Annotated in this window: 29 protein-coding genes; 14 read left to right on the top strand and 15 right to left on the bottom strand. The window is 72.0% G+C overall.

Translation table 11 applies throughout. The annotated features are described in order from the left end of the window. The first annotated feature begins 59 nt into the window (after positions 1 to 59). From FJM51_RS14860 to FJM51_RS14845, 4 genes are all read left to right on the top strand, one after another. Positions 60 to 2,039, top strand: coding sequence for a lytic transglycosylase domain-containing protein (locus tag FJM51_RS14860; protein WP_140454924.1), 1,980 nt, complete (start codon positions 60 to 62; stop codon positions 2,037 to 2,039). A 159-nt stretch (positions 2,040 to 2,198) separates the two neighbouring features. Then, complete coding sequence (dgcN, locus tag FJM51_RS24440) at positions 2,199 to 3,194, top strand: N-acetyltransferase DgcN (protein WP_140454923.1); 996 nt, start codon at positions 2,199 to 2,201, stop codon at positions 3,192 to 3,194. Next, complete coding sequence (dgcA, locus tag FJM51_RS14850) at positions 3,191 to 4,156, top strand: N-acetyl-D-Glu racemase DgcA (protein ID WP_140454922.1); 966 nt, start codon at positions 3,191 to 3,193, stop codon at positions 4,154 to 4,156. The genes dgcN and dgcA overlap by 4 nt, the downstream gene beginning before the upstream one ends. A gap of 2 nt (positions 4,157 to 4,158) precedes the next feature. Next, positions 4,159 to 5,013 (top strand): D-amino-acid transaminase, encoded by an 855-nt coding sequence (locus tag FJM51_RS14845; RefSeq protein ID WP_140454921.1) that lies wholly within the window; start codon positions 4,159 to 4,161, stop codon positions 5,011 to 5,013. Positions 5,014 to 5,017: 4 nt separating this feature from the next. Here the strand turns inward: FJM51_RS14845 and FJM51_RS14840 are convergent, their stop codons facing one another. The 9 genes from FJM51_RS14840 to FJM51_RS14805 form a co-directional block, all read right to left on the bottom strand. Then, positions 5,018 to 5,710, bottom strand: coding sequence for an aspartate/glutamate racemase family protein (locus tag FJM51_RS14840; protein WP_140454920.1), 693 nt, complete (start codon positions 5,708 to 5,710; stop codon positions 5,018 to 5,020). Then, entirely contained in the window at positions 5,707 to 6,144 is a 438-nt protein-coding gene (locus FJM51_RS14835; RefSeq protein WP_140454919.1) for an ester cyclase, read from the bottom strand. Before FJM51_RS14835 ends, FJM51_RS14840 begins: the two co-directional genes overlap by 4 nt. Before the next feature lie 75 nt (positions 6,145 to 6,219). After that, a complete protein-coding gene (gene rpsI / locus FJM51_RS14830) occupies positions 6,220 to 6,705 on the bottom strand; it encodes a 30S ribosomal protein S9 (RefSeq protein WP_140454918.1) in 486 nt (161 codons plus the stop codon). Positions 6,706 to 6,707: 2 nt separating this feature from the next. Further along, positions 6,708 to 7,172: a 50S ribosomal protein L13 gene (gene rplM / locus FJM51_RS14825; protein WP_140454917.1), complete on the bottom strand. Its 465-nt coding sequence runs from the start codon at positions 7,170 to 7,172 to the stop codon at positions 6,708 to 6,710. 177 nt (positions 7,173 to 7,349) lie between these two features. Continuing rightward, a complete protein-coding gene (locus FJM51_RS23810; protein WP_181164568.1) occupies positions 7,350 to 7,523 on the bottom strand; it encodes a hypothetical protein in 174 nt (57 codons plus the stop codon). Further along, complete coding sequence (locus FJM51_RS14820) at positions 7,520 to 7,948, bottom strand: PaaI family thioesterase (protein WP_140454976.1); 429 nt, start codon at positions 7,946 to 7,948, stop codon at positions 7,520 to 7,522. Before FJM51_RS14820 ends, FJM51_RS23810 begins: the two co-directional genes overlap by 4 nt. A 2-nt stretch (positions 7,949 to 7,950) precedes the next feature. Beyond that, positions 7,951 to 9,171 (bottom strand): MFS transporter, encoded by a 1,221-nt coding sequence (locus FJM51_RS14815; protein WP_140454916.1) that lies wholly within the window; start codon positions 9,169 to 9,171, stop codon positions 7,951 to 7,953. Positions 9,172 to 9,247: 76 nt separating this feature from the next. Continuing rightward, positions 9,248 to 10,009, bottom strand: coding sequence for an ABC transporter permease (locus tag FJM51_RS14810; RefSeq protein ID WP_140454915.1), 762 nt, complete (start codon positions 10,007 to 10,009; stop codon positions 9,248 to 9,250). After that, a complete protein-coding gene (locus FJM51_RS14805) occupies positions 10,006 to 10,998 on the bottom strand; it encodes an ABC transporter ATP-binding protein (protein WP_140454914.1) in 993 nt (330 codons plus the stop codon). Before FJM51_RS14805 ends, FJM51_RS14810 begins: the two co-directional genes overlap by 4 nt. A gap of 202 nt (positions 10,999 to 11,200) precedes the next feature. Here FJM51_RS14805 and choX point away from each other — a divergent pair, with 202 nt between their 5' ends. Both choX and betC read left to right on the top strand, forming a co-directional pair. Further along, a complete protein-coding gene (choX, locus tag FJM51_RS14800; protein ID WP_140454913.1) occupies positions 11,201 to 12,136 on the top strand; it encodes a choline ABC transporter substrate-binding protein in 936 nt (311 codons plus the stop codon). A 13-nt stretch (positions 12,137 to 12,149) separates the two neighbouring features. Beyond that, positions 12,150 to 13,646, top strand: coding sequence for a choline-sulfatase (betC, locus tag FJM51_RS14795; RefSeq protein ID WP_140454912.1), 1,497 nt, complete (start codon positions 12,150 to 12,152; stop codon positions 13,644 to 13,646). Positions 13,647 to 13,709: 63 nt separating this feature from the next. On the opposite strand, the gene pyk is transcribed toward betC, so the two are convergent. Beyond that, complete coding sequence (pyk, locus tag FJM51_RS14790) at positions 13,710 to 15,167, bottom strand: pyruvate kinase (RefSeq protein ID WP_140454911.1); 1,458 nt, start codon at positions 15,165 to 15,167, stop codon at positions 13,710 to 13,712. Positions 15,168 to 15,328: 161 nt separating this feature from the next. Here pyk and FJM51_RS14785 point away from each other — a divergent pair, with 161 nt between their 5' ends. The 4 genes from FJM51_RS14785 (at position 15,329) to FJM51_RS14770 (ending at position 17,544) form a co-directional block, all read left to right on the top strand. Then, on the top strand, positions 15,329 to 16,099 hold the full coding sequence (locus FJM51_RS14785; protein WP_140454910.1) for an N-formylglutamate amidohydrolase: 771 nt from the start codon (positions 15,329 to 15,331) through the stop codon (positions 16,097 to 16,099). A gap of 83 nt (positions 16,100 to 16,182) precedes the next feature. Next, the gene (locus tag FJM51_RS14780; RefSeq protein ID WP_140454909.1) at positions 16,183 to 16,473 is read left to right on the top strand and encodes a DUF1244 domain-containing protein; all 291 of its coding nucleotides are present in this window, start codon (positions 16,183 to 16,185) and stop codon (positions 16,471 to 16,473) included. 4 nt (positions 16,474 to 16,477) lie between these two features. Continuing rightward, entirely contained in the window at positions 16,478 to 17,104 is a 627-nt protein-coding gene (locus tag FJM51_RS14775; protein ID WP_140454908.1) for a DUF5671 domain-containing protein, read from the top strand. Continuing rightward, the gene (locus FJM51_RS14770; protein ID WP_140454907.1) at positions 17,101 to 17,544 is read left to right on the top strand and encodes a hypothetical protein; all 444 of its coding nucleotides are present in this window, start codon (positions 17,101 to 17,103) and stop codon (positions 17,542 to 17,544) included. The genes FJM51_RS14775 and FJM51_RS14770 overlap by 4 nt, the downstream gene beginning before the upstream one ends. Before the next feature lie 55 nt (positions 17,545 to 17,599). Here the strand turns inward: FJM51_RS14770 and FJM51_RS14765 are convergent, their stop codons facing one another. From FJM51_RS14765 to FJM51_RS14755, 3 genes are all read right to left on the bottom strand, one after another. Next, entirely contained in the window at positions 17,600 to 19,030 is a 1,431-nt protein-coding gene (locus tag FJM51_RS14765) for a heme biosynthesis protein HemY (RefSeq protein ID WP_140454906.1), read from the bottom strand. 16 nt (positions 19,031 to 19,046) lie between these two features. Further along, the gene (locus FJM51_RS14760; protein ID WP_140454905.1) at positions 19,047 to 20,627 is read right to left on the bottom strand and encodes a COG4223 family protein; all 1,581 of its coding nucleotides are present in this window, start codon (positions 20,625 to 20,627) and stop codon (positions 19,047 to 19,049) included. Between the two features lie 100 nt (positions 20,628 to 20,727). After that, positions 20,728 to 21,450 (bottom strand): uroporphyrinogen-III synthase, encoded by a 723-nt coding sequence (locus tag FJM51_RS14755; RefSeq protein WP_181164567.1) that lies wholly within the window; start codon positions 21,448 to 21,450, stop codon positions 20,728 to 20,730. A 113-nt stretch (positions 21,451 to 21,563) separates the two neighbouring features. On the opposite strand from FJM51_RS14755, the gene tsaD reads away from it, so the two are divergent. From tsaD to FJM51_RS14735, 4 genes are read left to right on the top strand one after another with little or no spacing between them, the layout of a single operon-like run. Next, positions 21,564 to 22,664: a tRNA (adenosine(37)-N6)-threonylcarbamoyltransferase complex transferase subunit TsaD gene (tsaD, locus tag FJM51_RS14750; RefSeq protein WP_140454903.1), complete on the top strand. Its 1,101-nt coding sequence runs from the start codon at positions 21,564 to 21,566 to the stop codon at positions 22,662 to 22,664. Next, positions 22,661 to 23,626: an NAD(P)H-dependent glycerol-3-phosphate dehydrogenase gene (locus tag FJM51_RS14745; protein ID WP_140454902.1), complete on the top strand. Its 966-nt coding sequence runs from the start codon at positions 22,661 to 22,663 to the stop codon at positions 23,624 to 23,626. The genes tsaD and FJM51_RS14745 overlap by 4 nt, the downstream gene beginning before the upstream one ends. A 39-nt stretch (positions 23,627 to 23,665) precedes the next feature. Next, entirely contained in the window at positions 23,666 to 23,938 is a 273-nt protein-coding gene (locus FJM51_RS14740) for a YciI family protein (RefSeq protein ID WP_140454901.1), read from the top strand. Further along, complete coding sequence (locus tag FJM51_RS14735) at positions 23,938 to 24,357, top strand: EVE domain-containing protein (protein ID WP_140454900.1); 420 nt, start codon at positions 23,938 to 23,940, stop codon at positions 24,355 to 24,357. The genes FJM51_RS14740 and FJM51_RS14735 overlap by 1 nt, the downstream gene beginning before the upstream one ends. 99 nt (positions 24,358 to 24,456) lie before the next feature. On the opposite strand, the gene FJM51_RS14730 is transcribed toward FJM51_RS14735, so the two are convergent. Together FJM51_RS14730 and FJM51_RS14725 are read right to left on the bottom strand one after the other, a co-directional pair. Next, positions 24,457 to 25,446, bottom strand: coding sequence for a glutathione S-transferase family protein (locus FJM51_RS14730; RefSeq protein ID WP_140454899.1), 990 nt, complete (start codon positions 25,444 to 25,446; stop codon positions 24,457 to 24,459). An 82-nt stretch (positions 25,447 to 25,528) separates the two neighbouring features. Beyond that, entirely contained in the window at positions 25,529 to 26,986 is a 1,458-nt protein-coding gene (locus FJM51_RS14725; protein ID WP_140454898.1) for an alpha/beta hydrolase, read from the bottom strand. Positions 26,987 to 26,993 lie beyond the last annotated feature (7 nt).

Genomic DNA, 26,993 nt, shown 5'->3' with positions numbered 1-26,993 from the left:
CGGGACGCCGGGCCCTTGCGCCCGCGCCAACCCGGGCGCCAGAGGTCCCGAGGCACCGCATGAACCCGAAGCTCTCCCTCCTCTTCGCTCCGGCGCTGTTCGCGGCGGTTTTCGGCGCGCTCGCCCTCGCGCCGGCGAACGAGCCGAGGGCGGAGGCCTCGCCGCCCGACGGCCGCGCGCTCACCGAGGCGATGGGCAAGGCGCGCGCGGGCGACTGGACCACCGCGCTCGCCCGGGCGCGGGCGGCGGACGCGGGCGTCGGCGCCGACATCATCCTCTGGGTCCGGCTGGTCGATGGCGTCGCCGGTTTCGACGAATACGCCGATTTCCTCGCGCGCGACGCCGACTGGCCCGAGCGTGACCGGATCCGCGCGCGGGCCGAGGCGAAGATCCCCGCGGATCTGGCCCCCGAGGCGGTGGTCGCCTTCTTCGGCGACGAGGCGCCGCTCACGCCTTCCGGCGCGCTCCGCTACGCCGACGCGCTCGCGGCGCTCGCTCGGGGCGCGGAGGGGGCGCGGGCGATCGTCGCGGCCTGGACCACCCTCTCGATGAGCCCGGCCGAGCAGGTCGCGATCCAGGCCGCCTGGGAGCCGGAGGTCGCGCCGCATGACGTGGAGCGGCTCGACATGCTGCTCTGGCGCGGGCTGACCGACCAGGCGGAGCGGATGCTGCCGCTGGTCCCGGAGGACTGGCGCGCGCTCGGCCGCGCCCGGATCGCGGTCCGGCGCGATTCCGACGGGCTGATGGCGCTGATCGAGGCGGTGCCGGAGAGCCTCGCCAACGATCCGGGCCTCGCCTACGAGCGCTATCTCTACCGCGTCAAGCAGCGCCGCTGGGAGGAGGCGGGCGCCTACATGCTCGCCCATTCCGGCTCCGCGGCGACGCTCGGCCGGCCGGAGATGTGGATGGAGCGCCGCGCGGGGCTTGCGCGCGACGCGCTCCAGCGGGGCGACGTCGCCACGGCCTATGGCCTCGCGGCCTCCGGCCATGGCACCTCGGGCGCCGATTACGCCGAGTCGGAATGGCTCGCCGGCTTCATCGCGCTGACGCGGATGGACGATCCCGAGCGCGCGCTCGGCCATTTCCGGACCTTCCGGGGTCTCGCCGGCACGCCGATCAGCCTCGGCCGGGCCTTCTACTGGATCGGCCGGGCCGAGGCGGCGGCGGGCGCCCCCGAGGCGGCGGCCGCGGCCTTCCGCGAAGGGGCGAGGTACCAAACGAGCTTCTACGGCCAGCTCGCCGCGGAGGAGGCGGGGATCGGTTTCGACGCCGATCTCGTGGCGGCGGGCGCGGTGCCGGACTGGCAGGACATGCCCGCGGCCGCGCGCCCGGTGGCGCGGGCGGCGAGCCTCTTCCTGCTCGCGGGCGACGATGCGAATGCCACGCGCTTCTTCCGCCAGGCCGCCGAGGGGCGGGGGGCGGCGGACCGCGCCGCGCTGGCGCAGATGGCGATCGACAGCGGCCGGCCGCATATCGGCCTTCGCGTCGCCAAGGACGCCGCCGCCGAGGGGATCGTGCTGCCGGCGCAATACTATCCGCCGCACCGGATGGCGGGCGCGACCTGGGCCGTGCCGACCGAATGGGCGATGGCGATCGCCCGGCAGGAATCGGAATTCAACGCGCGCGCCGGCAGCGGCGCGGGCGCGCGCGGGCTGATGCAGCTGATGCCCGCGACCGCCCGCTCCGTCGCCGAGGCCGAGGGCCTGCCCTACGACGGGGCGCGGCTCGCGAGCGATCCCATCTACAACGCCCGGCTCGGCACCGGTTATCTGGCGCGGATGCTCGGGCGGTTCGGCGGCTCCTACGTGCTCGCCACCGCCGCCTACAATGCCGGGCCGGGCCGGGTCGACCGGTGGATCGCGGAGCTTGGCGACCCGCGCGACCCGGCGGTCGATCCGGTGATCTGGATCGAGAGCATTCCCTATTCGGAGACGCGCAACTACGTGATGCGCGTGCTCGAGGGGACGCAGATCTATCGCGCGCGCCTCGGCGGGCAGGGGCCGATCCGCCTCGCCGCCGACATCCGCGGCGCGGGCTGAGGCGGGCGCCGCGCCGACGGGAACCAGTTCGCCTTCCGGGCGATGATCCCGGATGACCCCGGGGGCGAGCCGCCCTCGCGGAGGCCTTGACGCGCGGCGCGGGCTGGGAAACCTTCGCCCGGGCGGCGGGCCTCCCCTCCCGATGCGACGGAGCATGCGATGATCGACGGCCCCTATCTGCTCTTTCTCGGCGACGCGCCGGACGCGCTGGCGGCGAAGGTGGCGCAAGGGATCCGCGACTGGCGGCCGGAGGCCTCGGTCGGGCAGTTCCGCATGGCGGGTTGCGCGGCGGACATGGGCCTGCCGGACATGACCCTGGCCGAGGCGGCCGCCGCGGGGGCGAGGACGCTGGTCGTCGGGGTCGCGAACCGGGGCGGCGTCATCTCGCCCGCCTGGATCGAGGTGCTGCGCGCGGCGATGGAGCACGGGCTCGACCTCGCCTCCGGCCTGCACAACCTGCTCCGCGACGAGCCGGAACTGATGGCGACCGCGATGGCGACCGGGCGCGGGCTCCACGACGTGCGCGTGCCCGAGACCCGCTATCCGATCGCGAACGGCAGGCGGCGGCGCGGCCGGCGCTGCCTCGCGGTCGGCACCGACTGCTCGGTCGGCAAGATGTACACCGCCCTCGCCATGGACCGCGAGATGCGCGGGCGCGGGATGAAATCGACCTTCCGCGCCACCGGCCAGACCGGGATCCTGATCACCGGCGGGGGCGTGCCGCTCGACGCCGTGGTCGCGGATTTCATGGCCGGGTCGATCGAATGGCTGACGCCCGACAACGATCCCGATCACTGGGACCTGATCGAGGGGCAGGGGAGCCTGTTCCACGCCTCCTATTCCGGCGTCACGCTGGCGCTCATCCACGGCGGCCAGCCCGACGCGCTCATTCTCTGCCACGAGCCGACGCGGACGCATATGCGCGGCCTGCCCGACTATCCGCCGCCGAGCCTCGAGGCGCTGCGCGATCTCGCGCTCGCCACCGCGCGGATCGTCAATCCGGAGGTCCGGGTCGCGGGCATCTCGATCAACACCGCCGGGCTCGCGGCCGCGGAGGCGGAGGACTATCTCGCCTCGATCGAGCAGCTGATGGGCCTGCCGACCGTCGATCCGTTCCGGACCGGCGCCGGCCGTCTCGTGGACGCGCTGACGTGAGGCTCACCGTCGCCGAGGAGACGTTTCCGCTCGCGGAGGTGTTCACGATCAGCCGCGGGTCGAAGACCGAGGCGCGGGTGCTGACCGTGACCGCGGAGGGCGAGGGCGCGGCGGGGCGGGGCGAATGCGTGCCCTATGCGCGCTACGGCGAGACGCTCGGGAGCGTCGCGGCGCAGATCCGGGGGCTGCCCGAGGGGGTCGACCGGGAGGCGCTGGCCGGGCTGCTGCCCGCCGGCGCGGCGCGCAACGCGGTCGATTGCGCGCTCTGGGACCGGGAGGCGAAGCGCGCGGGCCGGCGCGTCTGGCAGCTCGCCGGGCTCTCCGAGCCGGAACCCAGGATCACCGCCTTCACCCTCTCGCTCGCGGAGCCCTGGGTGATGCGGGAGGCGGCGCGCAGGAACGCGCATCGGCCGCTCCTGAAGATCAAGCTCGGCGGCGAGGGCGACATGGCCCGGCTCGAGGCGGTGCGGGACGGGGCGCCGAAGTCGCGCATCATCGTCGATGCGAACGAGGGCTGGAGCGCGGATCTCTACGCCCAGCTCGCCCCCGCGCTGGTCCGCCTCGGCGTCGAGGCGGTGGAGCAGCCGCTGCCCGCCGGCGCCGACGGGGCACTCGCGGAGATGGCGCGGCCGCTCCCGGTGATCGCGGACGAGAGCTGCCACGACCGCGCCTCGCTCGACGGGCTGATCGGCAAGTACGACATGGTCAACATCAAGCTCGACAAGACCGGCGGGCTGACCGAGGCGCTGGCGCTCAGGGACGCGGCGCGGGCGGCGGGTTACGGGATCATGGTCGGCTGCATGGTCGGATCCTCGCTCGCGATGGCGCCGGCGGTGCTGGTGGCGCAGGGCGCGGCGCTGACCGATCTCGACGGGCCGCTGCTGCTCGCGCATGACCGGGCGCATCCGCTCGCATATGACGAAGCCGGCGTGCATCCGGGCACGCCCGAACTCTGGGGATGAGCATGAGCCGCATGGTATTCGTGAACGGGGAATACGTGCCGGAGGAGGCGGCGCGGGTCAGCGTCTTCGACCGCGGCTTCCTCTTCGCCGATGGCGTCTACGAGGTGGTCTCGGTTCTAGGCGGAAAGCTCGTCGATTTCGCGGGCCACATGGCGCGGCTCCGCCGCTCGCTCGGCGCGCTCGACATGGAAATGCCGATGGCGGAGGCGGAGTTCCTCGCGACGCATCGCGACCTCGTCGCGCGGAACGCGCTCGACGAGGGGATGGTCTATACGCAGGTGACGCGGGGCGCGGCGGATCGCGATTTCCTGTTTCCGCCGGAGGGCACGCCGCTCTCGGTGGTGTCCTTCACCCAGGCCGCCGCGCTCGTCGACAAGCCCGCTGCCCGGCGGGGGATCCGGATCATCACCCAGCCCGACATCCGCTGGGGGCGCCGCGACATCAAGACGGTGCAGCTTCTCGCGGCCTCGATGTGCAAGATGGCGGCGAAGAAGGCGGGCAAGGACGACGCCTGGATGGTCGAGGACGGGTTCGTGACCGAGGGCACCTCGAACAACGCCTATGTCGTGGCGGGCGGCTCGATCATCACCCGCGACCTGTCGCACTCGATCCTGCACGGCATCACCCGCGCCGCCGTGCTCCGCCTGGCGCGGGAAGCCCGGATGACGCTGGAGGAACGGGCCTTCACGGTGGAGGAGGCGAAGGCGGCCGACGAGGCCTTCGTCACCTCCGCCTCCTCCTTCGTCACCCCGGTGATCGAGATCGACGGCCTGCCGGTCGGAAGCGGCGCGCCGGGGCCGGTCGCGGCGCGGCTGCGCGAGATCTACATCGCCGACGCGCGGGCGAGCGCGGTCTGACGGCTCAGGCCAGGGCCGCGGCGACGGCGGCGCGCGCGTGCAGCGTGGTCGTGTCGTAGATCGGCACCGGGCTGTCCTCCGGCCGCGCCAGAAGCATGATCTCGGTGCAGCCGAGGATCACCGCCTCGGCGCCCCGCGCGACGAGCCGGGCGATCACCCCGGCATAGGCGGCGCGGGACTCCGCGCGCACCACGCCGAGCACGAGTTCCTCGTAGATCACCCGGTGGACCAGCGCCCGGTCCTCCGCCTCGGGCACCAGCACGTCGAGCCCGTGGCGCGAGGCGAGGCGGCCCTTGTAGAACTCCTGCTCCATCGTGAAGGCGGTGCCGAGCAGGCCGACGCGGGAGAAGCCGTCGGCGCGGATCGCCTCCGCCGTCGGATCCGCGATATGGAGCAGCGGGAGCCCGGCCGCGGCCTCCATCGCATCCGCGAAACGGTGCATCGTGTTGGTGCAGAGCACGAGGAAATCCGCCCCGCCCGCCGCGAGCGCCCGCGCCGCGGCCACCATCTCCGCTTCGAGCGCGTCCCAGTCGCCCCGGTGCTGCGCCGCCTCGATCTCGGCGAAATCGACGGAGAGCATCAGGCTCCGCGCCGAATGCGTGCCGCCGAGGGCTTTCGCGGCCTCCTGGTTGATGATCCGGTAATACTCAGCCGAGCTCTCCCAGCTCATGCCGCCGATCAGGCCGATGGTCTTCATGCCGTCCCCGCCCGGTTGGAGAGAAGCTGGCGATAGACACCGAGCCGATCGCTGACCTGCCAGTGCCCGTCGAGTCCCTCCGGCGTCGTCCGATAGATCGTGAGGCCCGACATGGCGATCCGCCGGCCGGTCGCCGGGAAGTCGGGAATGTCACCGAGATGGGTCGCGGACCACAGCCAGGACAGGGCCACCCGGTCCCCCTCGCCGAGCAGGTCGACGATCTCGAACCGCTGGTCGGGGAAGGGCGCCCGCGACCGGACCACGCGCTCCGCGAAACCTGCCCGGTCGAGCGTGCGCCCATCCCAGGGGTCTCCGGGGTCGTGCAGGACCGTATAGGCCGAAGCGACGAAGCGCCCGACATCCGCGACCGCGCCCTCGTTCCAGATTCGTTCTATGAAACCGGCGACGAGGGTCTTCGATGTCTCGGCGGCCATGGCATCCCTCCGAAAAGCCGAATGGGCGCCGGAAGATCCGGCGCCCATCCTGAATATCCCGAACTGACCGAAGGATCAGCGCTTGGAGAACTGGAAGCTCCGGCGCGCCTTGCGCTTGCCGTACTTCTTGCGCTCGACCACGCGGCTGTCGCGGGTCAGGAAGCCCGCGGCCTTCAGCGCCGGGCGCAGGCTCGGCTCGAAAAGCTGCAGCGCCTGGCTGATGCCGTGCTTGACCGCGCCGGCCTGGCCCGAGAGGCCGCCGCCCTTGACGGTCGCCATCACGTCGAACTGGCCTTCGACGCCCGCGACGGTGAAGGCCTGGCCGATCACCATGCGCAGCACGGGACGGGCGAAGTAGACCTCGATCTCCTTGCCGTTCACGGTGACCTTGCCGGAGCCCGGCTTGATCCAGACGCGGGCGACCGCGTCCTTGCGCTTGCCGGTCGCGTAGGAGCGGCCGAGGCTGTCGCGCTTCGGCTCGCGGGTCGGAGCGGCGGCCTCGGCGACCGGGGCCGCGATGACCGCGTCCTTCAGCTGATCGAGAGAGGTGAGTTCGGCCATGATCAGGCGCTCCGCGTGTTCTTGGGGTTCATGGCGGCGACGTCGAGCGCCTCCGGGCTCTGGGCGGCGTGCGGATGCTCGGCGCCGGCGTAGACCTTCAGGTGGCCCATCTGCGCGCGGCTGAGCGGCCCGCCCGGCAGCATGCGCTGCACGGCCTTCTCGATCACCCGCTCCGGAAAGCGGCCCTCGAGGATCTGGCCGGCGGTGCGGTGCTTGATGCCGCCCGGATAGCCGGTGTGCCAGTAGTAGCGCTTGTCGGCGCGCTTGTTGCCGGTCATCTGCACCTTCTCGGCGTTGATGACGATGACATGGTCGCCCATGTCCATGTGCGGGGTGAAGGTGGCCTTGTGCTTGCCGCGCAGCCGCATGGCCACGAGGCTCGCGAGCCGGCCCAGCACCAGCCCCTCGGCGTCGATCACGACCCATTTCTTGTCGAAATCGGCCGGCTTGGCGGAATAGGTCTTCATGGTTTCAATCCCGTGTCTGGCCCGTCTGGTCGGGGGGCACGTGAGGCACCTTTCGACCTGTTGCGAACGAGGCGCCTTTCTACCGATTCCGCGCGCCACGTCAACGGCGTCATGCTGAAATTACGTATTTGAAATCAATGGATTACGATAAAGGTATTCAGATACCCCAAGAGATATTCACAGGAAGCCCATTCCGCGCGGGTCGAAGGAGTCGACGAGTCCGGTGAGCTTCAGCACCGTATAGAGCGCCGCGAGGCCGAGCAGGATCATCAGGAGCCGCCAGACGCTCCCCGCGCGCGTGACCAGCGCGACGATCAGTACCGCGATGACGAGGGTGAGAAGAAATCTCACGCCGGATCCGCCGGGCGCGGGATCGAATAGGTGAAGCTCGCGCGCGCGATGGGCTCCGGCTGGCCGCCGGCGAAGAGCAGCACGTCGCCGACGGCGAGCGTCCGGCCGAGCTTCAGCAGGCGCGCCTCGGCGATCAATCCGCCGGGCGCGGGCTTGCGCATGAAGTCGATGGAGGCACTGGTGGTGACCGCGAGCGGCACCCGGCCGATCGCGCCGAGCAGCGCGAAATAGAAGGCGCAGTCGGCGAGCATGAATATCGCCGGCCCCGAGACCGTGCCGCCGGGACGAAGATCGGCCGCCGTCGCCGTCATCCGGAGCCGGATCCCGCCCGGTTCGAGGTCGAGGATCTCGAACCGGTCCCCGACCTCGGGAAAGACCTCCCGGATGTACTCCGCGAGCTCCGCCGCGGAAAGCTTCAGCCGCATCCTCATGCCGGGTTCGCCGGGCGGGTGAGCCGCGTCTCGTCCGGCAGGAGCAGCGTCAGCAGGCCGATCGCGGGCAGGAGCGCGGTCAGCTGGAACACCGCCCCGATGCCGATCCTGTCGGCGAGCGCGCCGATCATCGCCGCCCCGATCGCCGCGACGCCGAAGGCGAAGCCGAAGAAGAGACCGGAGACCATGCCGACCCGCCCGGGCAGCAGCGCCTGCGCGTAGACGACGATGGCCGGAAAGGCGGAGGCGAGCAGGAGGCCGATGATCACCGTCAGGAGCGCCACGCCCCAGAGCGGCGCGTAGGGGAGCATCAGCGTGAAGGGCAGCACGCCGAGGATCGAGACCGAGATCACCCGCTTGCGCCCGATCCGGTCACCGATCGGCCCGCCCACGTAAGTGCCGACCGCGAGCGCGCCGAGGAAGAGGAAGAGCAGCAGCTGCGCCTCCCGCACCCCGGTCCCGAAGCGGTCGATCAGGAAGAAGGTGTAATAGGAGGCCATGCTGGCGATGTAGACGTGTTTCGAGAAGATGAGCAGCAGCAGCAGCCCGACGATCCAGCGCACCCGACCGGGTGACAGGGCCGAGACCCTGGGCGCCGCGCGGCGCGCGCGGGCGGCGAGATGGCGCGCCTTGGCCCAGGTGCCGACATGCCAGAGCAGCGCCATGCCGATCAGCGCGAGGCCCGCGAACCAGGTGATGCTCCCCTGGCCGAAGGGCAGCACGATGAAGGCCGCGAGCAGCGGCCCGAGCGCGGTGCCGGCGTTGCCGCCGACCTGGAACACCGATTGCGCGAAACCGTAGCGCCCGCCCGAGGCGTCGCGGGCGTTGCGCGAGGCCTCCGGGTGGAAGATCGACGAGCCGACGCCGACCAGCATCGCCGCGAGCACCAGCATCTCGTAGGCATGGGCGGAGGCGAGCAGGATCAGCCCCGCGAGGCTCGCCGCCATGCCGAGCGGCGGCAGGCGGAAGCTCGGGCGCTTGTCGGTATAGGCGCCGACCAGTGGCTGCAGCAGCGAGGCGGTCGCCTGCGCCGCGAACTGGATCACGCCGATCTGGGTGAAGGTGAGCGCGTAGTTCTCGCGCAGCACCGGATAGATCGCGGGCAGGAGCGACTGGATGGTGTCGTTCAGGAGATGGCAGGCGCAGAGCGCGGCGAGGATCGCATAGGCGGTCCGCGCCTCGTCCGTGCCGGCCTGAGGCTCGGCGGTCGCGGTCATGGCGGTGTCCCGGAGGCGGTCTGAGAACTGGCCATGACCATCTAGCCGCGCCGGGGGCGCTGTCAATCGGGCGGCGTCAGGTCCGCAGGCGGTAGCCGGTCCGGAAGATCCACCAGGTGATCGTGAGGCAGATGCCCATGAAGGCCAGAACGGCGACGAGCGAGAGCGCCGGATTGACGTCCGAGAAGCCGAAGAACGCCCAGCGGAAGCCCGAGACGAGATAGACGACCGGGTTGAAGAGCGCGACCGTCCGCCAGATCCCGGGCAGCATGCTGATCGAGTAGAAGCTGCCGCCGAGGAAGACGAGCGGCGTGATGACGAGGAGCGGCACCACCTGCAACTGCTCGAAATTGGCGGCCCAGATGCCGATGATGAAGCCGAGCAGGCTGAAGCTGAGGCAGGTCAGCACCAGAAAGCCGATCATCCAGACCGGGTGCTTCACGGGCAGGTCGACGAAGAGATGCGCGGTCGCGAAGATGATGAGCCCGATCACGAGCGATTTCGTCGCCGCCGCCCCGACGAAGCCGGTGACGATCTCGAGATAGGAAATCGGCGCCGAGAGGTATTCGTAGACCGTGCCGGTGAAGCGCGGGAAATAGATCCCGAAGGAGGCGTTGGAGACGCTCTGCGTCAGCACCGTCATCATGATGAGCCCCGGCACGATGAAGGCGCCGTAGGGGATGCCCTCGACCTCCTGGATCCGCCCGCCGATCGCCGCGCCGAAGACGACGAAATAGAGCGCGGTCGAGATCACCGGCGAGACGATGCTCTGGGTGATGCTCCGGAGCGTGCGGGCGATCTCGTGGCGGTAGATCGCGAGGATGGCGCGCCAGTTCATGGGTAGACCTCCGCCTGTTCGGCCGCGCGCGCCTCGGGATCGGCCGCCTCGGGCTCGGCTTCGCGGTCCTCGGCGCGGACGAGGTGGACGAAGATGTCCTCGAGCGTATCCTGCGCGGTTCGAAGATCGCTGATCCGGATCCCCGCCGCCGTCAGCCCCGCGAGCAGCGAGGCGATGCCGGTGCGTTCGGCCGCCTTGTCATAGGCGTAGACGAGTTCCCGCCCCTCGTCGCCAAGTTCGAGATTGTAGCTCGCGAGCTCGGCCGGAACCGCGCCGAGCGGCTCGGCGAGTTCGATGGTGAGCTGCTTGCGGCCCATCCGGCGCATCAGCGTCTCCTTCTCCTCGACGAGCAGGATCCGTCCGCGGTTGATGACGCCGATCCGGTCCGCGATCGCCTCGGCCTCCTCGATGTAATGCGTGGTCAGCACGACGGTCGTGCCATCGCCGCGCAATTCGTCGATCATCTCCCACATGTCGCGGCGGAGATCGACGTCGACGCCCGCGGTCGGCTCGTCGAGGAAGAGCACGCGGGGCTGGTGGGCGAGCGCCTTCGCGATCAGCACCCGGCGCTTCATGCCGCCGGAAAGCTCGCGGATCCGCGCGTCGCGCTTCTCCCAGAGCGAGAGCCGCGTCAGCAGGCGCCGGATGTAATCCTCGTCCGGCGGCATGCCGAAGAGGCCGCGGGTGAAGCGCACCGTGTCGATCACCTTCTCGAAGATCTCGATGGTGAGTTCCTGCGGCACCAGCCCGATCATCCGGCGCGCGGCGCGGAAATCGCGGGCGACGTCGTGGCCGCCGACGGTGATGCGTCCCGAGGTGATCGACGAGATCCCGCAGGTCATCGAGATGAGCGTGGTCTTGCCCGCCCCGTTCGGACCGAGCAGCGCGAGGATCTCGCCCTCCTCGATCCGGAGGTCTACCGCGTGAAGCGCGGTGAGGCCGGTCGCATAGGTCTTGCGAACCTGCTCGATGGAAACAATGCTGGGCATGCGCGCTCTCCCCTTCGCGCGCGGTAGATAGCGCGGCCTTCCCCCTCCGGAAAGGGCGCGCCGGCGAAAGATGCGTTTATTGATTGACGAGTCGATCAGTGGCGCGCACGAATGGCCGAAGGGCGCCCCCGCGCGCCGACGGTCCTCCGGCGGGACGCCGCCCGCCCGGACAACGCAGCCACCCGAAACGGGAGCCCGCCTCATGAAGCTTCTCGCCTCAGCGTTCGCCCTCGCCGCCGCCCTCGCCCCGATGGCGCGAGCCGCCGATCCCGAAAGCTGCGCCACGATCCGTTTGTCGGATCCGGGCTGGACCGACATCACCTCCACGAACGGCGTGGCGAGCGTGCTGCTGGACGCGCTCGGCTATGAGCCGGATGTGAAGACGCTCTCGGTGCCGATCGGCTACGAAGCGATGAAATCGGGCGATATCGACGTCTTCCTCGGCAACTGGATGCCGGCGCAACAGAAATTCCGCGACGATCTCGACTCCTCCAACGCCGCCGCGGTGCTGACGAGAAACCTGACGGGGGCGAAATTCACGCTCGCCGTGCCGAGCTACGTCGCCGAGGGCGGGGTGAAGGACTTCGCCGACCTTTCCGCCCATGCCGACGAGTTCGATTCGAAGATCTACGGGATCGAGAGCGGCGCTCCGGCGAATACCAACATCCAGAACATGATCAACTCCGGCGATTTCGACCTCAAGGACTGGACGCTGGTCGAATCGGGCGAGCAGGCGATGCTGGCGCAGGTCGCGCGGGCGGAGCGGGGCGAGAAGGCGATCGTCTTCCTTGCCTGGGCGCCGCACCCGATGAACACGAAGTTCGACATCACCTACCTCTCGGGCGGGGACAAGTATTTCGGCCCCGACTACGGCGGCGCCGAGGTCTATACGCTGGCGCGGACCGGCTGGGCCGAGCAATGCCCGAACGCGGCGCAATTCTTCAAGGATCTGGTCTTCAGCGTCGACATGGAGAACGTGCTGATGGGCAAGATCCTCGACGACGGCATGGCCGCGCAGGACGCGGCGAAGGAATGGATCGCGGCCAATCCCGGCCAACTCGACACCTGGCTCGCCGATGTGACGACGCTCTCGGGCGAGCCGGGCCTGCCGGCGGTCAAGTCCGCGCTCGGGCTCTGAGGCCGGAACTCCGATGCGACGGCCGAATTTCCTGATCCTGATGGTGGATCAGCTCACCGGGACGCTGTTTCCGGACGGGCCCGCGGACTTCCTCCGCGTGCCCAACCTCCGCGCGCTCGCCGAACGGTCGGCGCGATACGCGAACGCCTATTGCGCGAGCCCGCTCTGCTCGCCGGCGCGGGCCTCGTTCATGACGGGGCTTTTGCCGAGCCGGACCCATGTCTACGACAACGCCGCCGAATTCGCCGCCGACATCCCGACCTTCGCCCATGCGCTGCGGGCGGGGGGCTACCAGACCACGCTTTCGGGCAAGATGCATTTCGTCGGTCCCGACCAGCTGCACGGGTTCGAACAGCGGCTGACGACCGACATCTATCCGGCCGACTACGGCTGGACGCCGGATTACGGGAAGCCCGGCGAGCGGATCGACTGGTGGTATCACAATCTCGGCTCCGTGACCGGGGCGGGGGTGGCGGAGATCACCAACCAGCTCGAATACGACGACGAGGTGTCCTTCCAGGCCCAGGCGCGGCTCCGCGACCTCTGCCGGCGCAAGGATCCGCGGCCCTGGTGCCTGACGGTGAGCTTCACCCATCCGCATGATCCCTATGTCGCGCGCCGCCCGTTCTGGGATCTCTACGCCGACTGCCCCGCGCTCGATCCCGAGGTCGCGGCGATACCCTACGCGGATCAGGACCCGCATTCGCGCCGGCTGCTCGACGCCTGCGAGCACGATGCGATGCCGGTGACGCGGGAGAACATCCGCGACGCGCGCCGGGGCTATTTCGCCAACATCTCCTACATCGACGCGGAAATCGGCAGGATCCTCGCGGTTCTGGAGGCGACCGGCATGGCGGAGGAGACGGTGATCGTCTTCACCTCCGACCATGGCGACATGCTGGGCGAGCGCGGTCTCTGGTTCAAGATGGGCTTCCACGAAGGCTCGGCGCGGGTGCCGCTTCTCTTCGCGGGACCGGGGATCGTGCCCCGCCGGATCGCGACGCCGGTCTCGGCGCTCGACATCGCGCCGACCCTGGCCGCGCTCGGCGGCGCGCCGGCGCTCGACTGCGACGGGGTGGACCTCACGCCGTCGCTTCTCGGCGGGGAACTCGACCGTGGGCCGGTGGCGATGGAATACGCCGCCGAGGGTTCGGTCGCGCCGCTCGTCGCGCTGCGGGAAGGGCGCTACAAGCTCGTGCTCTGCGAGGCGGATCCGCCGCTGCTCTACGGTCTCGACGCCGATCCGGCCGAGCTGCGGGACCTGGCCGCCGATCCCGCTCACGCGGAGACGCTGGCCCGGCTCATCGAGATGGCGGAGGCGCGGTGGGATCTCGCCCGTTTCGACGCGGAAGTCCGCGCGAGCCAGGCGCGGCGGCGCCTCATCTACGCGGCGCTGCGCGAGGGGGCGCATTTCCCTTGGGATTTCCAGCCGATTCGCGACGCCTCCCAGGCCTACATGCGCAACCACATGGACCTGAACGTGCTCGAGGAATCCCAGCGCGGCCCGTAGGGCGGACCTCGGTCCGCCTTCCTTCACGAAGGGCCGGGAGCGGCGGACAGGTGTCCGCCCGCCTCAATCCTCCGAGCCGCCCTCGTAGATCGCCTGCTCGCTGCAGGGGGCGACGCGCAGGATGTTGGTCGTGCCGGGCTTGCCGAAGGGGATGCCGGCGGTGACCACGATCTTGTCGTCCTCGCCCGCGAAACCGTACTGGCGCGCCGCGCGGGCCGCGCCGACGACGGCGAGCTTGAAGCGGTCGACCGATTCGGTGATCACGCAATGCACGCCCCAGCTCAGCACCAGCCGCCGCGCGGTCCGCGCGAGCGGGGTCAGCGCGATGATCGGCACCCGCGGCCGCTCGCGCGCGGTCAGGAGCGCCGTCGTGCCGGAGTGCGAATAGCAGCAGATCGCCTTCACATGCGTGGTCTCGGCCACCTCGCGCGCGGCGACTGTGATCGCGTCCGAGACCCGCTGGCGGAAGGGCACGCGCTGCGCCTCGATGATCTGGCGGTAGGTCGGGTCGCTCTCGACCGAGATGGCGACGTTGTCCATCGTCGTCACCGCCTCGATCGGATAGTCGCCCGAGGCGCTCTCGGCCGACAGCATCACCGCGTCCGCGCCCTCGTAGATCGCCGCGGCGACGTCGGAGACCTCGGCGCGGGTCGGCACCGGGGCGGAGATCATGCTCTCCATCATCTGGGTCGCGACGATCACCGGCTTGCCGACCGCGCGGCAGCCGCGGGTGAGCCGCTTCTGGATCGGCGGCACCTCGTGCACCGGTAGCTCGACGCCGAGATCGCCGCGGGCGACCATGATTCCGTCCGAGGCCTCGAGGATCTCGGTGAAGGCCTTCACCGCCGCCGGCTTCTCGATCTTCGACATGATCGCGGCGCGGCCGTCGGCGAGTTCGCGCGCCTCGTAGACGTCCGCCGCGCGCTGCACGAAGGAGAGCGCCAGCCAGTCGATGCCAAGCTCGCAGGCGAATTCGAGGTCGCTGAGATCCTTCTCCGACAGCGCGGCCAGCGGCAGGACCACGTCGGGCACGTTCACGCCCTTGCGGTTCGAGATGTCGCCGCCGACCTCGACGATCATGTTGGCATAGTCGGGCGCGCAATCGGCGACGCGCAGCCGGATCTTGCCGTCGTTGACGAGCAGCGTCGCGCCGGGCTCCAGCGCCTCGAAGATCTCGGGATGCGGCAGGCAGACGCGGCTTTCGTCCCCCTCCGCCGGATCGAGGTCGAAGCGGAACTTCGCCCCCTCGGTCAGCGTCACGGGTCCGTTCGCGAAGACGCCGCAGCGCAGCTTCGGCCCCTGCAGGTCGGCGAGGATCGAGATCGGCCGCCCGATCTCCTTCTCGAGCTGGCGGATCATCCCGTGGCGGCGGGCGATGTCGGCCTGCGTGCCGTGGCTCATGTTGAGCCGGAACACATCCGCCCCCGCGATCCACAGGTTCTTGATCATCTCGTAGCTGTCGGAGGCTGGACCGAGGGTTGCCACGATCTTGACGTTGCGTTGCCGGCGGAGCGTGCTCATGGGTAGGCCATCCAATCCTGTCTGGATCCGGCCCGCTTATAACCGAACGTGCGCGATGATAAACGAAAAAAATCGCGCCTGAATGCGAAAGTTCGATGACGATCTGGCGTCGCCGGAGGGTCCGGGTTAGGCTTCCGATTACAACTCCCGACGGACCGCGCATGCAAGACCCCGCCTATGAACGTCTGAACGGCGCCGGACAGGCGCCGATACTCGTGCTCTGCGATCATGCGACCAACCGCGTGCCCCCCTCCGTCGCCGGCGGCGATCTCGGCCTGCCGGCCGCGGAGATGGCGCGCCACATCGCCCATGACATCGGGGCGCGGGGCGTCGCGGTCGAACTGTCGCGCCGGCTCGACGCGCCGGCGCTGCTGACGCGGTTCTCGCGGCTGGTGATCGACCCGAACCGGGGCGAATTCGACCCGACGCTGCTGATGCGCCTCTACGACGGCACGATCATCCCCGGGAACCGCGACGCCGACGCGGAGGAGCGCGAGCGGCGGCTCGACGCCTGGCACCGGCCCTATCACCAGGCCATCACCGCCGAGATCGACGCGATGCTGGCGGCGGGGCGGGAGCCGGCGCTCGTCTCGATCCATTCGTTCACGCCGCGGCTGCGCGGGCGTCCGGCCCGGCCCTGGCATGTCGGCGTGCTCTGGGATCGCGACGACCGGGTCGCCCGCCCGCTGATCGAGCGGCTGGCGGCGGAGAGCGACATCGTCGTCGGCGACAACGAACCCTATCACGGCGCGCTCGAGGGCGACACGATGTTCCGCCACGGCACGATGCGCGGGCTGCGCCACGTGCTGATCGAGATCCGCCAGGACCTGATCGCGACGCCGGAGGAACAGGTCGGCTGGGCCGCGCGGCTGGCGCCGATCCTGCGCGAGGTGCTCGACGCGCCGGCGGCAGCGGGGGCCGGGGGCGGCTGAGAACCGCCCTTGCCGCGCCGCGCGCGCGCGCCCATGTTCCGGCCGAGGAAAGGCGCCGGAAGCCGGCGCGAAGGGAGAGAACCATGGACGACCGGACCCGGACCGAACTGGAGGCGGCGGCCTTCCGCGCGCTGCGCGATCATCTGCGCGCCCGGACCGACGCGCAGAACATCGACCTGATGAATCTCGCGGGCTTCTGCCGCAACTGTCTCAGCCGCTGGTATCAGGAGGCGGCGGAGGCGCGGGGCGTCGCGATGACGAAGGACGAGGCGCGCGAGATCTTCTACGGGATGCCCTATTCCGAATGGGTGGCGCGCTACCAGACCGAGGCGAGCCCGGAGGCGAAGGCGGCGTTCGATTCCGGGCATTCCTGAGGCCATGCGCGCCTCCGACGCGCTGACCGCCTATGCGCGCGAGGCGCTGGCCCGGGGCGGGACCCGGCCGGCCATCGCCCGCGCGCTCGCCGAGGCGGGCTGGAGCGCGGGCGAGATCGAGGCGGCGCTCTCGGCCTGGATCGACGTGCCGGGCCTGCCGCCGGTGCCCCGGCCGCGCGCCGTGGTCTCGGCGCGCGACGCCTTCCGCCACGGGCTGATGTTCTTCGCGCTCGGCATGCTCGCGGTGAACCTGAACCTGCTCGTCTTCGCGCTGATCGACACCTGGCTGCCGGATCCGCTCGAGCCCGGGCTCGCCGACGGCGCGGCGTTGCGCTGGGCGATCGCGGGGCTGGTGATCGCCTATCCGGTCTGGGCGCTGACGAGCCTCGGCCTCGCCCGCGACGCGGAGCGCGACCCGGGTCAGCGCCGGGGCGCGGTCGGGCGCTGGCTGACCTGGGGCGCGCTCTTCCTCGCCGCGACGACGCTGCTCGGCAATGGCGTCGCGGTGATCGCGGGCTTTCTCGGCGGCGATCTGACGCCGCGGTTCCTGCTGAAGGCCGCGACGGTCGCGGTCATCGCCGGGGCGATCTTCGCCTATTACGGCGCGGGACGGCGGGAGGACGAGGAATGAGCTTCGGCCAGACGCCGCCGCTTCTCTCGCCGCGCAACCGTGCCCGGGCGGCGGTCGCCGTCACCGGCCTCGTCTGCGCGGTAGTGCTCGGGCTCTCGCTCGCGCTGATCGGCGGGCCGGACGCGGGCCGGCGGGACCGGCGCGATACCCAGCGGCTCGCGGACATGCGCGAGATCGCCCAGGCGCTGATCTGCCACGGCGATGCGAAGGCGAGCCCGGCACAGCCGGCGGCGCTGGGCGAGATCAGCCCCGCCTGCCTCGCGCCCGGATCGGAGGGTCGTCTGCGCGACCCCTCGACCGGCGCGCCCTATGCGATCGACTGGGTGGACGGCCGGACCGCGCGGGTCTGCGGCGCGCTCGAGGATCGGGCGCGCTCCTGGACCAGCGGCTGGCCCCCTTTCGACAGCGCGAGCGGCTGCGTGACGGCGGCGCTGCGCTAGCAACGAAAAAGCCCCCGCGCGCGGCGGGGGCTTCGGATCCGAGATACGCGGGCCCTCAGGCGTTGACGGTCTTCGCCTCCGCCCCCGGCTCCTGTTCCGAGGGCTTCTCGGCCATGCCGATGATGAGCGGAAGCATCGCGGACTGCGCGAGCGAGCTGTCCTCGGGATGCAGCGCGGATTTCCAGGCCAGCGTGTCGAAGGCGCCGCAATTCTCGCAGATCGGCATCCAGTGCGTATGCACGTGGTTGCACTTCTCGCAGGTCCACTGCGGCCCGCGCGAGGCGGAAAGCGCCTTGGTGAGCCAGCCGCTCACCACCGCGTCGGGCGCGCCGGTGCCGCGTTCCACCGCCGCCATGATCGCGAGGCTGCGCGTCGTGGGATCGGTCTCCGCGAGGGTGCCCATCGCCTTGCGCGCCGCCGGGAAATCCTCGTCGGCGAGGGCGAGCTCGGCCTTCAGCAGGTGGCTCTCGGCATGGTCGGGCCGGGCGGCGATCAGCGTCTCGAACCGCTTGCGGCGCTGGGCTGGCGTCTCCGTCGGCTCGATCCCGGCGAAGGCGGCGGCGAGATCGGGATGCGGGTTGGCTGACCAGGCGGTGGTCAGCGTCTTGACCGCCTTGCGCTTCGCCCCGCGCTCGACATGCACCCCCGCGGCGAGCGCGGCCGCGGGCACCAGCGTCGGCGCGAGCTTGTTCGCCTGCAGCGCCGCCTCGCCGCCCCGCGTGGTATCGCCCTTCGCGATCGAGGCGCGGGCGTCGGCGAGCGAGAGCACCGCGTCGCGGCGCAGCGCCACGTCGCGCGGCAGCAGCTTGGCCTGGGTCGCGGCGGTCAGCGTCGCCCGCGCCCCGGCCCAGTCCTCGCGCTGGGACTGGAGCTCGAAGAGCTGGCGCAGGATCGCCGGGCTGTCCGGCCGGAGCGCGAAGGCCTTCTTCGCAAGTTCGAGCGCGGTCGCGGTGTCGCCCTCGTCGAGCTGCTGGCGCATCAGCCCCTGCACGGCGGCGAAGCGGCTGCGCGGATCCTCGAGCATCGCCTTGTAGTAGGTGCGCGCCTTCGCGGTATCGCCGCCGAGCTCGGCGGAGCGGGCGATCATCGGCCGGGTGATGTCGGGCCGCGCGAGCAGCCGTTCCGCCTTGGCCGAGTATTTCATCGCCCGCCGCGCATCGTCGGAGGCGAGCGCGGTCATCGCCTCGCCGAGCGCGTCGAGGCCGCGGCGCTGGCGGCCGCGGGCGAAGTGGCGGCTCAGCGCCGTCTCGTCGCCGAGCAGGAAGCGCAGGGTCGCGACGATGAGCCCGATGAGCTTCATCAGGATGTAGGCGCCGAGCAGCACGACGCCGAGCGCGATCACGAAGCCGATCGGCGAGAGCAGCACCTCGTAGTTTCCGAAGGCGAAGCGCACCTCGCCCGGCGTCGCGAGCAGGTAGCTCGCGCCGTAGGCGAGTGCCACCGCGATGGCGACGAAGACGATGACCTTGATAAGGGACCAGAGCATTTGGGGCGGCCTCGCGTCAGTTCGTGGCGGGGGTGGCGGATTCGAGCTTGTTCAGCCCTTCATTGGCGTCCACGCGCAGCCTGGCATCGTGAAGCCAGTCGCCCATCGCGTCCTTCGCCTCGCTCGGCAGCGCGTCGGCCTCGGCGACCGCGCCGGCGAGGTCGTCGTTGTCGAGCTTGGCACCCATGCGCGACACGACCGCGTCCGGCCCCGCCCCGTCCTCGGGCTTGAGCGAGCGGGTCGCGAATTGCGCCCGGACGAGGGCGAGGGCGCGATCCGCGATCCCGTCGCCCGCGCCGGCCACGATGCTGGCGCGGATCGCCGCGTGCGCGGCCTCGGGGAAGGAGGCGCGCAGCTGCGCGAGCGTGGGAACGCCCTGGTCCGCGGCCGCCGTGAGCCCCTCGGGGATCGTCACGTCCGGCATCGCCCCGAGGCGGCCGAGCGGTTCCGCGAAGGGCTGGCCGGCGGCGAGCGCCGCGCTCACCGCCGCGACGTCGGCCTGGCGCGTGGCGGTATCCACCGCCTCGGCCGCCTGTTCCTGCACGGTATCGACCGTCCGCTGCGCCGTGTCGATCTGGCGCTGGGCCTCGGCGGCGACTTCGTCGACGCGGCTCCGGAGGCCGGCGACCTGATCGGAGAGCGTGCCCATCTCGGCGCGGAGCCCCTCGACCTCGCCCTTGTAGACGTCGAGCTGGGGCGCGGCGGCCGCCTGCGCGTTGCTCGACGGGAGCTGGTCCTTCAGCGCGGCCATTTCCGCCTGCGTGCCCTGCACGGCGGATTCGACCCGGGCGACCCGTTCCGGCAGCCCGGCCCCGGCGCCGATCTCGTCGCGCAGCGCGGTGATCTCGCCGTCGAGCCGCGTCGCGGCGCCCGACACGGCGGAATTGACCTGATCCTCGGTCACGCCGGCCGGGCGGCCGGCCAGTTCGGCGCGGAGCTCGGCCACCGACTGATCGAGCGCGGCGAGCTTCGCCTCGGTCTCCGACCCGCCGGGTTCGAGGAATTTCGCGATCGGCGCCGGCAGGTTCGGCGCCAGCCTCGGCCCGAGCCAGAGCGCGAGCCCGGCGCCGATCAGGAGCAGCAGGAGCGCGCCGAGCAGGCGCCCGGCCCAGCTTCCGGATTTCGCGGGCGGGGCGGGGGGCGGCGTGTAGGGGGCGTCGCGCCGGGGTTCAGGCGCGGGCCGCGCGGCGACGGTCTCGGGCATCCGCCTCTCCTCCGGCCGGGAGGCGGTCGCGGGGGCGGCTTCGGGTTCGACCTCCTTGCCGCGCGCGACCGCGTCGTCGACTGCGCCGAGCAGTTCGGCGTCCTCCGCGGTCTCCCGGGCGGCCTCCTCGGGCGTCATCGGCGCCCTCGGCGGCGCCTCGGCGAAGATCGAGGCGCCGGGGGCGGGCGGCTCCGCCGCCTCCGCGGGCGCCGTGTCGCCGCCGCGCGCGATCGCGGCGTCGACCTCGCCGATGAGGGCCGCGTCCTCCGCCCCGGCCGCGGCCTTCTCCGCTTTCTCGCTGTAGATCGAGTAGCCGCGCGGCGTCTCTTCGGCCGTTTCGCCCCGAGGGCTCGCGCCCTCCGCGCCCGTCGGACCGGTCTTCTTTCTCGCCATGGCTCTCATTCCACCCTTGATCGCGCCGTCACCGCCAGCCTCGCCGGCGAGCCGTGTTGGAGGGGGATACTAGGCAAAGCCCATCCGGCGGACAAGCGGCCTACCCGCGGGATCGGAGCGCGGAGAGGGCCGCGATCATTCCCGCCCGGCCCGGTTCCGCCGCGACGATCCGCCGCCCGGGCGCGACGCCGGCGAAGGCCGCGTCGGCCGCGGCGCTGAGCGCGACGGAGGTGACCCGGTCGAGCGGCCAGCCGCCGCGCGCGAGTTCGGCCGCGAGCGCCGCCGCCGAGCGCGGCGAGAACTGCGTGACCACGTCGATCCCGCCGGCGGCGAAGCGCGCCGCCGCCTCCGCTCCGAGCGGCGCGGCGGTCTGGCGGTAGATCTCCGCCGCGCGGCCGGGAATTCCGGCCGCGGCCAGCGCGCCGAGGAGGTCGCCCGCCGCGTGGCGGCCCCGGACATGGACGAGCGGCCCGTCGCCCGGCCGGTAGCGCGCGCGCGCGAGGCCAGCGAGCGCCGCGACGTCGCCATCGGCGCTCTCGGCGGCGAGCCCGGCCCTGCGCGCCGCGGCGGCGGTCATCGCGCCGACGCAATAGGCGGGCAGGCCGGTCGCGATCCCGCGCGCCGCGAACTGCTCCACGCCGTTCGCGGAGGTGAAGAGCAGGCCCGAGGCGCCGTCGAGATCGAGCGGTTCCGCGGTCGGCGTGATCCGCGTCATCGGCGCCACGATCACCTCGAACCGGCCCGGCAGCTCCGCCTCGAGCGCCCGGGCGAAGGCTTCGGACTGGCGTGCCGGCCGGGTCAGGAGAAGGGTCTTTTTCGCCACCAGATCCCGCTCCCTTCGCGCTCCGGGCATGCGCGCGCCGTTGCGCCGCCCCCGCCCGGAGTGGTACCCGCCGGACGGGCGCCGCGCAACGCGGTGCCGGCGGGAAGGGAACCATGGACGCGCGGATCATCCTCGGCCTCGAAAGCAGCTGCGACGACACCGCCGCCGCGCTGATTCGCGCGCGCCCGGGCCAGCCGGTGGCCGAGATCCTCGCGGCGCGCGTCGAGGGGCAGGACGCGCTGCACGCCGCTTTCGGCGGCGTGGTGCCCGAGATCGCCGCCCGCGCCCATGCCGAGCGGCTCGACCGCGTGACCGAGGCGGCGCTCCGCGACGCGGGGCTGACGCTCGGCGCGGTGGACGCGATCGCGGTGACGGCGGGGCCGGGGCTGATCGGCGGCGTGCTCTCCGGCGTGATGTTCGCGAAGGGGCTCGCGGCGGCGACGGGCAAGCCGCTCTACGGCGTGAACCATCTCGCCGGCCACGCGCTGACGCCGCGGCTGACCGAGCCGGTCGCCTTCCCCTATCTCGCGCTGCTCGTCTCCGGCGGGCATTGCCAGTTCCTGATCGTCGAGGGGCCGGAGCGCTTCACCCGCCTCGGCGGCACGATCGACGACGCGCCGGGCGAGGCCTTCGACAAGATCGCGAAGCTGCTCGGCCTCGGCCAGCCCGGCGGCCCCCGGGTCGAGGCGGAGGCGCGGGCGGGCGATCCCGCCGCCTTCGACCTGCCCCGGCCGCTGCTCGACCGGCCGGGCTGCGACCTCTCCTTTTCGGGCCTCAAGACCGCGGTCCGGCGGGCGCGCGACAAGCGCGTCGCGGCGCGGGGCGGCATCACCCGGGCGGAGCGGGCCGATCTCTGCGTGAGCTTCCAGGCGGCGGTCGCCGAGACGCTGGCCGAGAAGACCCACCGCGCCTGCGCGGCCTTCCGCGGCCGCCACGCGGTCGGGACCCCGGTGCTCGCGGTGGCGGGCGGGGTCGCGGCGAACGGCGCGATCCGCGCCGCGCTCCGGAGGGTCGCGGAACACGAGGGATTCGCCTGGGTCGCGCCGCCGCTCGCGCTCTGCACCGACAACGGCGCGATGATCGCCTTCGCGGCGGCCGAGGCGATGGCCGCGCGCGGGCCGGACGCGCTCGACCTCTCCGCCCGGCCGCGCTGGCCGCTCGACGCGGCGGCGGCGCCGATGCTCGGATCCGGCCGCAAGGGAGCCAAGGCATGAGCGGGATCGCGGTGCTCGGCGCCGGCGCTTTCGGCATGGCGCTCGCCGCCGTCCATGCCGGCGAGGGCCGGCGGGTGATTCTCTGGGGCCGCGACCCGGCGCGGATGGCGGCGCTCGCGGCCCGCCGCGCCGATCCGGACCGGCTGCCGGGGGTGAGCCTGCCCGAGGCGGTCGAATGCACCGCCGAGATCGGCCGCGTGCGCGGCGCCCGGGCGCTGCTTCTCGCCGTCTCGGCGCAGAATACCGGCGCCTTCCTCGCCGAACGCGGCGCGGAGCTTCCCCGCGCGCCGGTGGTGCTCTGCGCCAAGGGGATCGACGCGCGCACGCTCCGCCTCCAGACCGAGATCGCGGCCGAGGCGCTGCCCGGCGCGCCGCTCGCCGCGCTGACCGGGCCGGGCTTCGCGGGGGAGATCGCGCGAAACCTGCCGAGCGCGCTGACGCTCGCCTGCGCCGACCCCGCGCTCGGCCCCGACCTGCAGCGCCGGCTCGCGGCGCGGCGGCTGCGGCTCTACCTGACCGACGACGTGATCGGCGCGCAGATCGGCGGCGCGCTCAAGAACGTGATGGCGATCGCCTGCGGCATGGCCGACGGCGCGGGCCTCGGCCATTCCGCGCGGGCGGCGCTGATGACGCGGGGCTTCGCGGAGATGACCCGGCTCGCGGTCGCGCTCGGCGCCCGGGCGGAGACGCTCGCCGGGCTCTCGGGGCTCGGGGATCTCTCGCTCACCTGCAATTCGACGCAGTCGCGCAACTTCTCGCTCGGCCGCGCGCTCGGCTCCGGCGCGGCGCGGCCGGGCGGCACGGTCGAGGGCGTGGCCACCGCCCGCGCCGCCTGCGCGCTGAGCGCCCGGCACGGCGTCGAGATGCCGATCGCGGCCGCCGTCGCCGACGTGCTCGAAGGGCGGCTCACGCTCGACGGCGCGATGGAGGCGCTCCTGTCCCGGCCGCTCCGCGACGAATGAGACGGGACGAACGAGAATTCTGTCACGAGGAAGACGACCATGCTCTACGCCCTGATCTGCGACGACAAGCCCGGCGCGCTCGACATCCGCAAGGCGACGCGGGAGGCGCATCTCGACTACGCCCGGACCACGGGCGTGGTGACGCAGGCCGGCCCGCTGCTCGACGCGGGCGGCGAGATGGCGGGCTCGCTCGTGATCCTCGACGTGCCCGACCTGGCGGCGGCCGAGGCCTGGGCCGCGAACGACCCCTACGCGGCGGCGGGGCTCTTCGCCTCGGTCGCGATCCGGCCCTGGAAGAAGGTGATCGGCTGATGCGCCACTGGCTCTTCAAGTCGGAGGCCGAGACCTGGTCCTGGGAGGATCAGGTCGGAAAGGGCGCGGCGGGCCAGGAATGGGACGGGGTCCGCAACTACCAGGCGCGCAACAACATGCGCGAGATGAAGGTGGGCGACCTCGGCTTCTTCTATCACTCGCAGGGCGCGAAGGCGATCGTGGGCGTGGTCGAGGTGATCGCCGAGGCGCATCCCGACAGTTCGACCGAGGATCCACGCTGGGACTGCGTCGACATCCGCGCGGTGGCGCCGATGCCGCGCGCGGTGACGCTCGATGCCTGCAAGGCGGAGGAGCGGCTGCGCGACATGGTGCTGGTGAGAAACAGCCGCCTCTCGGTCCAGCCGGTCAGCGACACCGAATGGGCGGTGATCTGCGAACTCGGCGGCTACGGGGGCTGAGGCGGGCCTTCCGGGCGGTGGCGCCGCGTCGGGCGCCCCGCCGGCGGGCGAGGCCGCGCCCCGCGGACGCCTTCGGAACCTTCGCCCGCGGGGACCGCCTCAGGCGGCCGCCCGCCGGTCCCGGCCATGGGGTGCCGACCAGTCGAGATCCGGGCCGATCGGCACGATCCCGGTCGGGTTGATCGTCTTGTGGCTCACGTAATAATGCGTCGTGATATGCGCGAAATCGACGGTCTCCGCGACGCCCGGCAGCTGGTAGAGTTCGCGCGCATAGGCCCAGAGCGCAGGATAGGCGCGGAGCTGGCGCCGGTTGCACTTGAAATGGCCGTGATAGACCGGATCGAAGCGGAAGAGGGTGGTCACCAGCCGGATGTCCGCCTCGGTCAGCCGGTCGCCCATCAGGTAGCGGCGCGACCCGAGCCTCTCCTCGAGCCAGTCGAGCGTCTCGAACACCCCGCGCGCCGCCGTCTCGTAGGCCTCCTGCCGCGTCGCGAAGCCCGCGCGGTAGACGCCGTTGTTCACCCCGTCGTAGACGCGCGTGTTGACCGCCTCGATCTCCGCGCGCAGCGCCTCCGGCCAGAAGTCGCCGCGGTCGCCGGTGATCGCGTCGAAGGCGGAGTTGAACATCCGGATGATCTCGGCCGATTCGTTCGAGACGATGGTTTCCCGCTTCCGGTCCCAGAGCACCGGCACGGTCACCCGGCCCGAGGCCTTCGGATCGGCGGCGAGATAGACCTCGCGCAGGAAGCGCCGCCCGCCGAGGCGATCCCCGGTCGCGCCGGGGAAGTCGGTCGCGAAGGTCCAGCCGTCCTCGGCCATCACCGGATGCACCACGTCGACCGAGACATGCGGCGCGAGCCCCTTCAGCGCGCGGAAGATAAGCGTGCGATGCGCCCAGGGACAGGCCAGCGAGACATAGAGGTGATAGCGCCCGCTCTCCGCCGCGAAGCCGCCCTCTCCGCTCGGGCCCGGCGCCCCGTCGGGCGTCACCCAGTTCCGCCAGGTCGTCGGCTGGCGTTCGAAGGCGCCCCCGGTCGAGTCCGTGTCATACCAGCGGTCGACCCATTCCCCGTCGCGCAGCAGTCCCATCCCTGATCCTCCCCTCGGTTCTCTTTTCGCAACCTAGGGCGGGCCGGAGGCGGGACAAAGGCGTGGACCATCGCCGGACTGTTTACGGAACGGCGCCGGTATCCGCGGTCACCGGCGCCATGAAGGTTCCGATCCGGTCCAGCATGTCCGCGAGGAACGGGTTGGAACTGAGCCGCCCGAGCCCGTCGAGGCTGATGCCGAGCGTGCCCGTCTCCCCCCGCGCGACGAGCGCGCCGAGGGAGATCCCGAAATTCTCCCGCCCGTCCGGCGCGTAGCCGTAGAGCGCGTCCGAGGGGGGGAAGGGGAGGGCGATGTGCGAGAGCGAGAAGATCTCGCGCGGATAGGGAATGCCGAGCGCCTCGCTCCGCTCGGATCCGTCGGTCTCGCGGATGCGCGCCACGGCGCCGCCCGCCGCGTCGGCGCCGATGAGAACGGAGCGGAACGCGCGCGGGCCGGGCGGCAGCAGCCGGTCGGCCAGGCCGCGCGGCCCCGGGCGCAGCATGGTCGCGAGCTGCGCGGCGCGGTTCACGTCGTAGAGCACGAGTTCGCTGCCGTTCGCGGGCAGCCGGTCGTAGAGCCGGCTCAGCACGGCGGGGGTGCTCACGGTGGAATCGGCGACCGACTGGAAGGTGAGGATCGGCGGCAGCGCCGCGAGCCGGCCAGCGGCCGCCGCCTCGTCGAGCCGGCGGCGCAGTTCCTCGGTCAGCCGCCAGGACTGGCGGCCGCCCTGGACCGGGAAGGAATTGTACTTGAACGGATTGTATTCGGTGACGAGGTCGAACCAGGCCGCGCGGTCGAAGGCCGGCAGCAGCGCGGGCCAGCCGGCGAGCCCGGCGAAACGGGCGAAGAAGGTAACGCCGATCATCGGCGAGAGCAGCACGACCCGGTCCGGCCGGGCGAGCCCCGGATCGGCCAGCGCGTCGAGCGTGTAGGCCATGGCGAGCGCCCCGCCGTTCGAATAGCCGACGAGATCGAGCGGCCCCTCGGGCGCGAGCGCGCGGGCCGCGCGCACGCCGAGCCGCGTCGCCGCCATCCAGTCGCGCCAGTCGGCGGCGGCGAGGCCGCCCGGCACCGTCCCGTGCCCCGGCATCCGCATCCCCACGACCGCGTAGCCCCGGTCGCGGTAGAAGGCGCCGACGTGGCGCAGGCTGTAGGGCGAATCCGTCAGCCCGTGCAGCAGCACGACCGCGCCCTTCGGCGCGCCATCGGGCATGAGCGTGAAGGAACGGTTCCAGTCGGTCGGGAAGCCCGCCGCGTACATCGGGCTTCCGGGCCAGTAGCGGTTTTCCGGCAGCTGGTCCTCGGGGGGCAGCGCCTCCGACATGGCGCGGACCTCGGCGAAGACGCGGTCCTCGGCGGCGAGCCACCCCGGCCAGTCCATCGCGTCCATCTCCGCGACGCCCGGCTCGTCGGGGGCCAGACGGTGCCAGGGGGCGAGGGCCGGATCGCGGATCGCCTGGACGGTCCGCGCGACGAGCACGAGCGCGACGACCACGAGAAGCGCGGCCACGATCCACCGGACGAACCTGAAAACCGCCATGCCGCGC

Origin of the sequence: Amaricoccus solimangrovi (genome assembly GCF_006385685.1) — a bacterium.
GTDB lineage: Bacteria > Pseudomonadota > Alphaproteobacteria > Rhodobacterales > Rhodobacteraceae > Amaricoccus > Amaricoccus solimangrovi.
The sequence above is the reverse complement of the archived record's forward strand: the minus strand, read 5'-3'. Positions and strand labels throughout refer to the sequence as shown.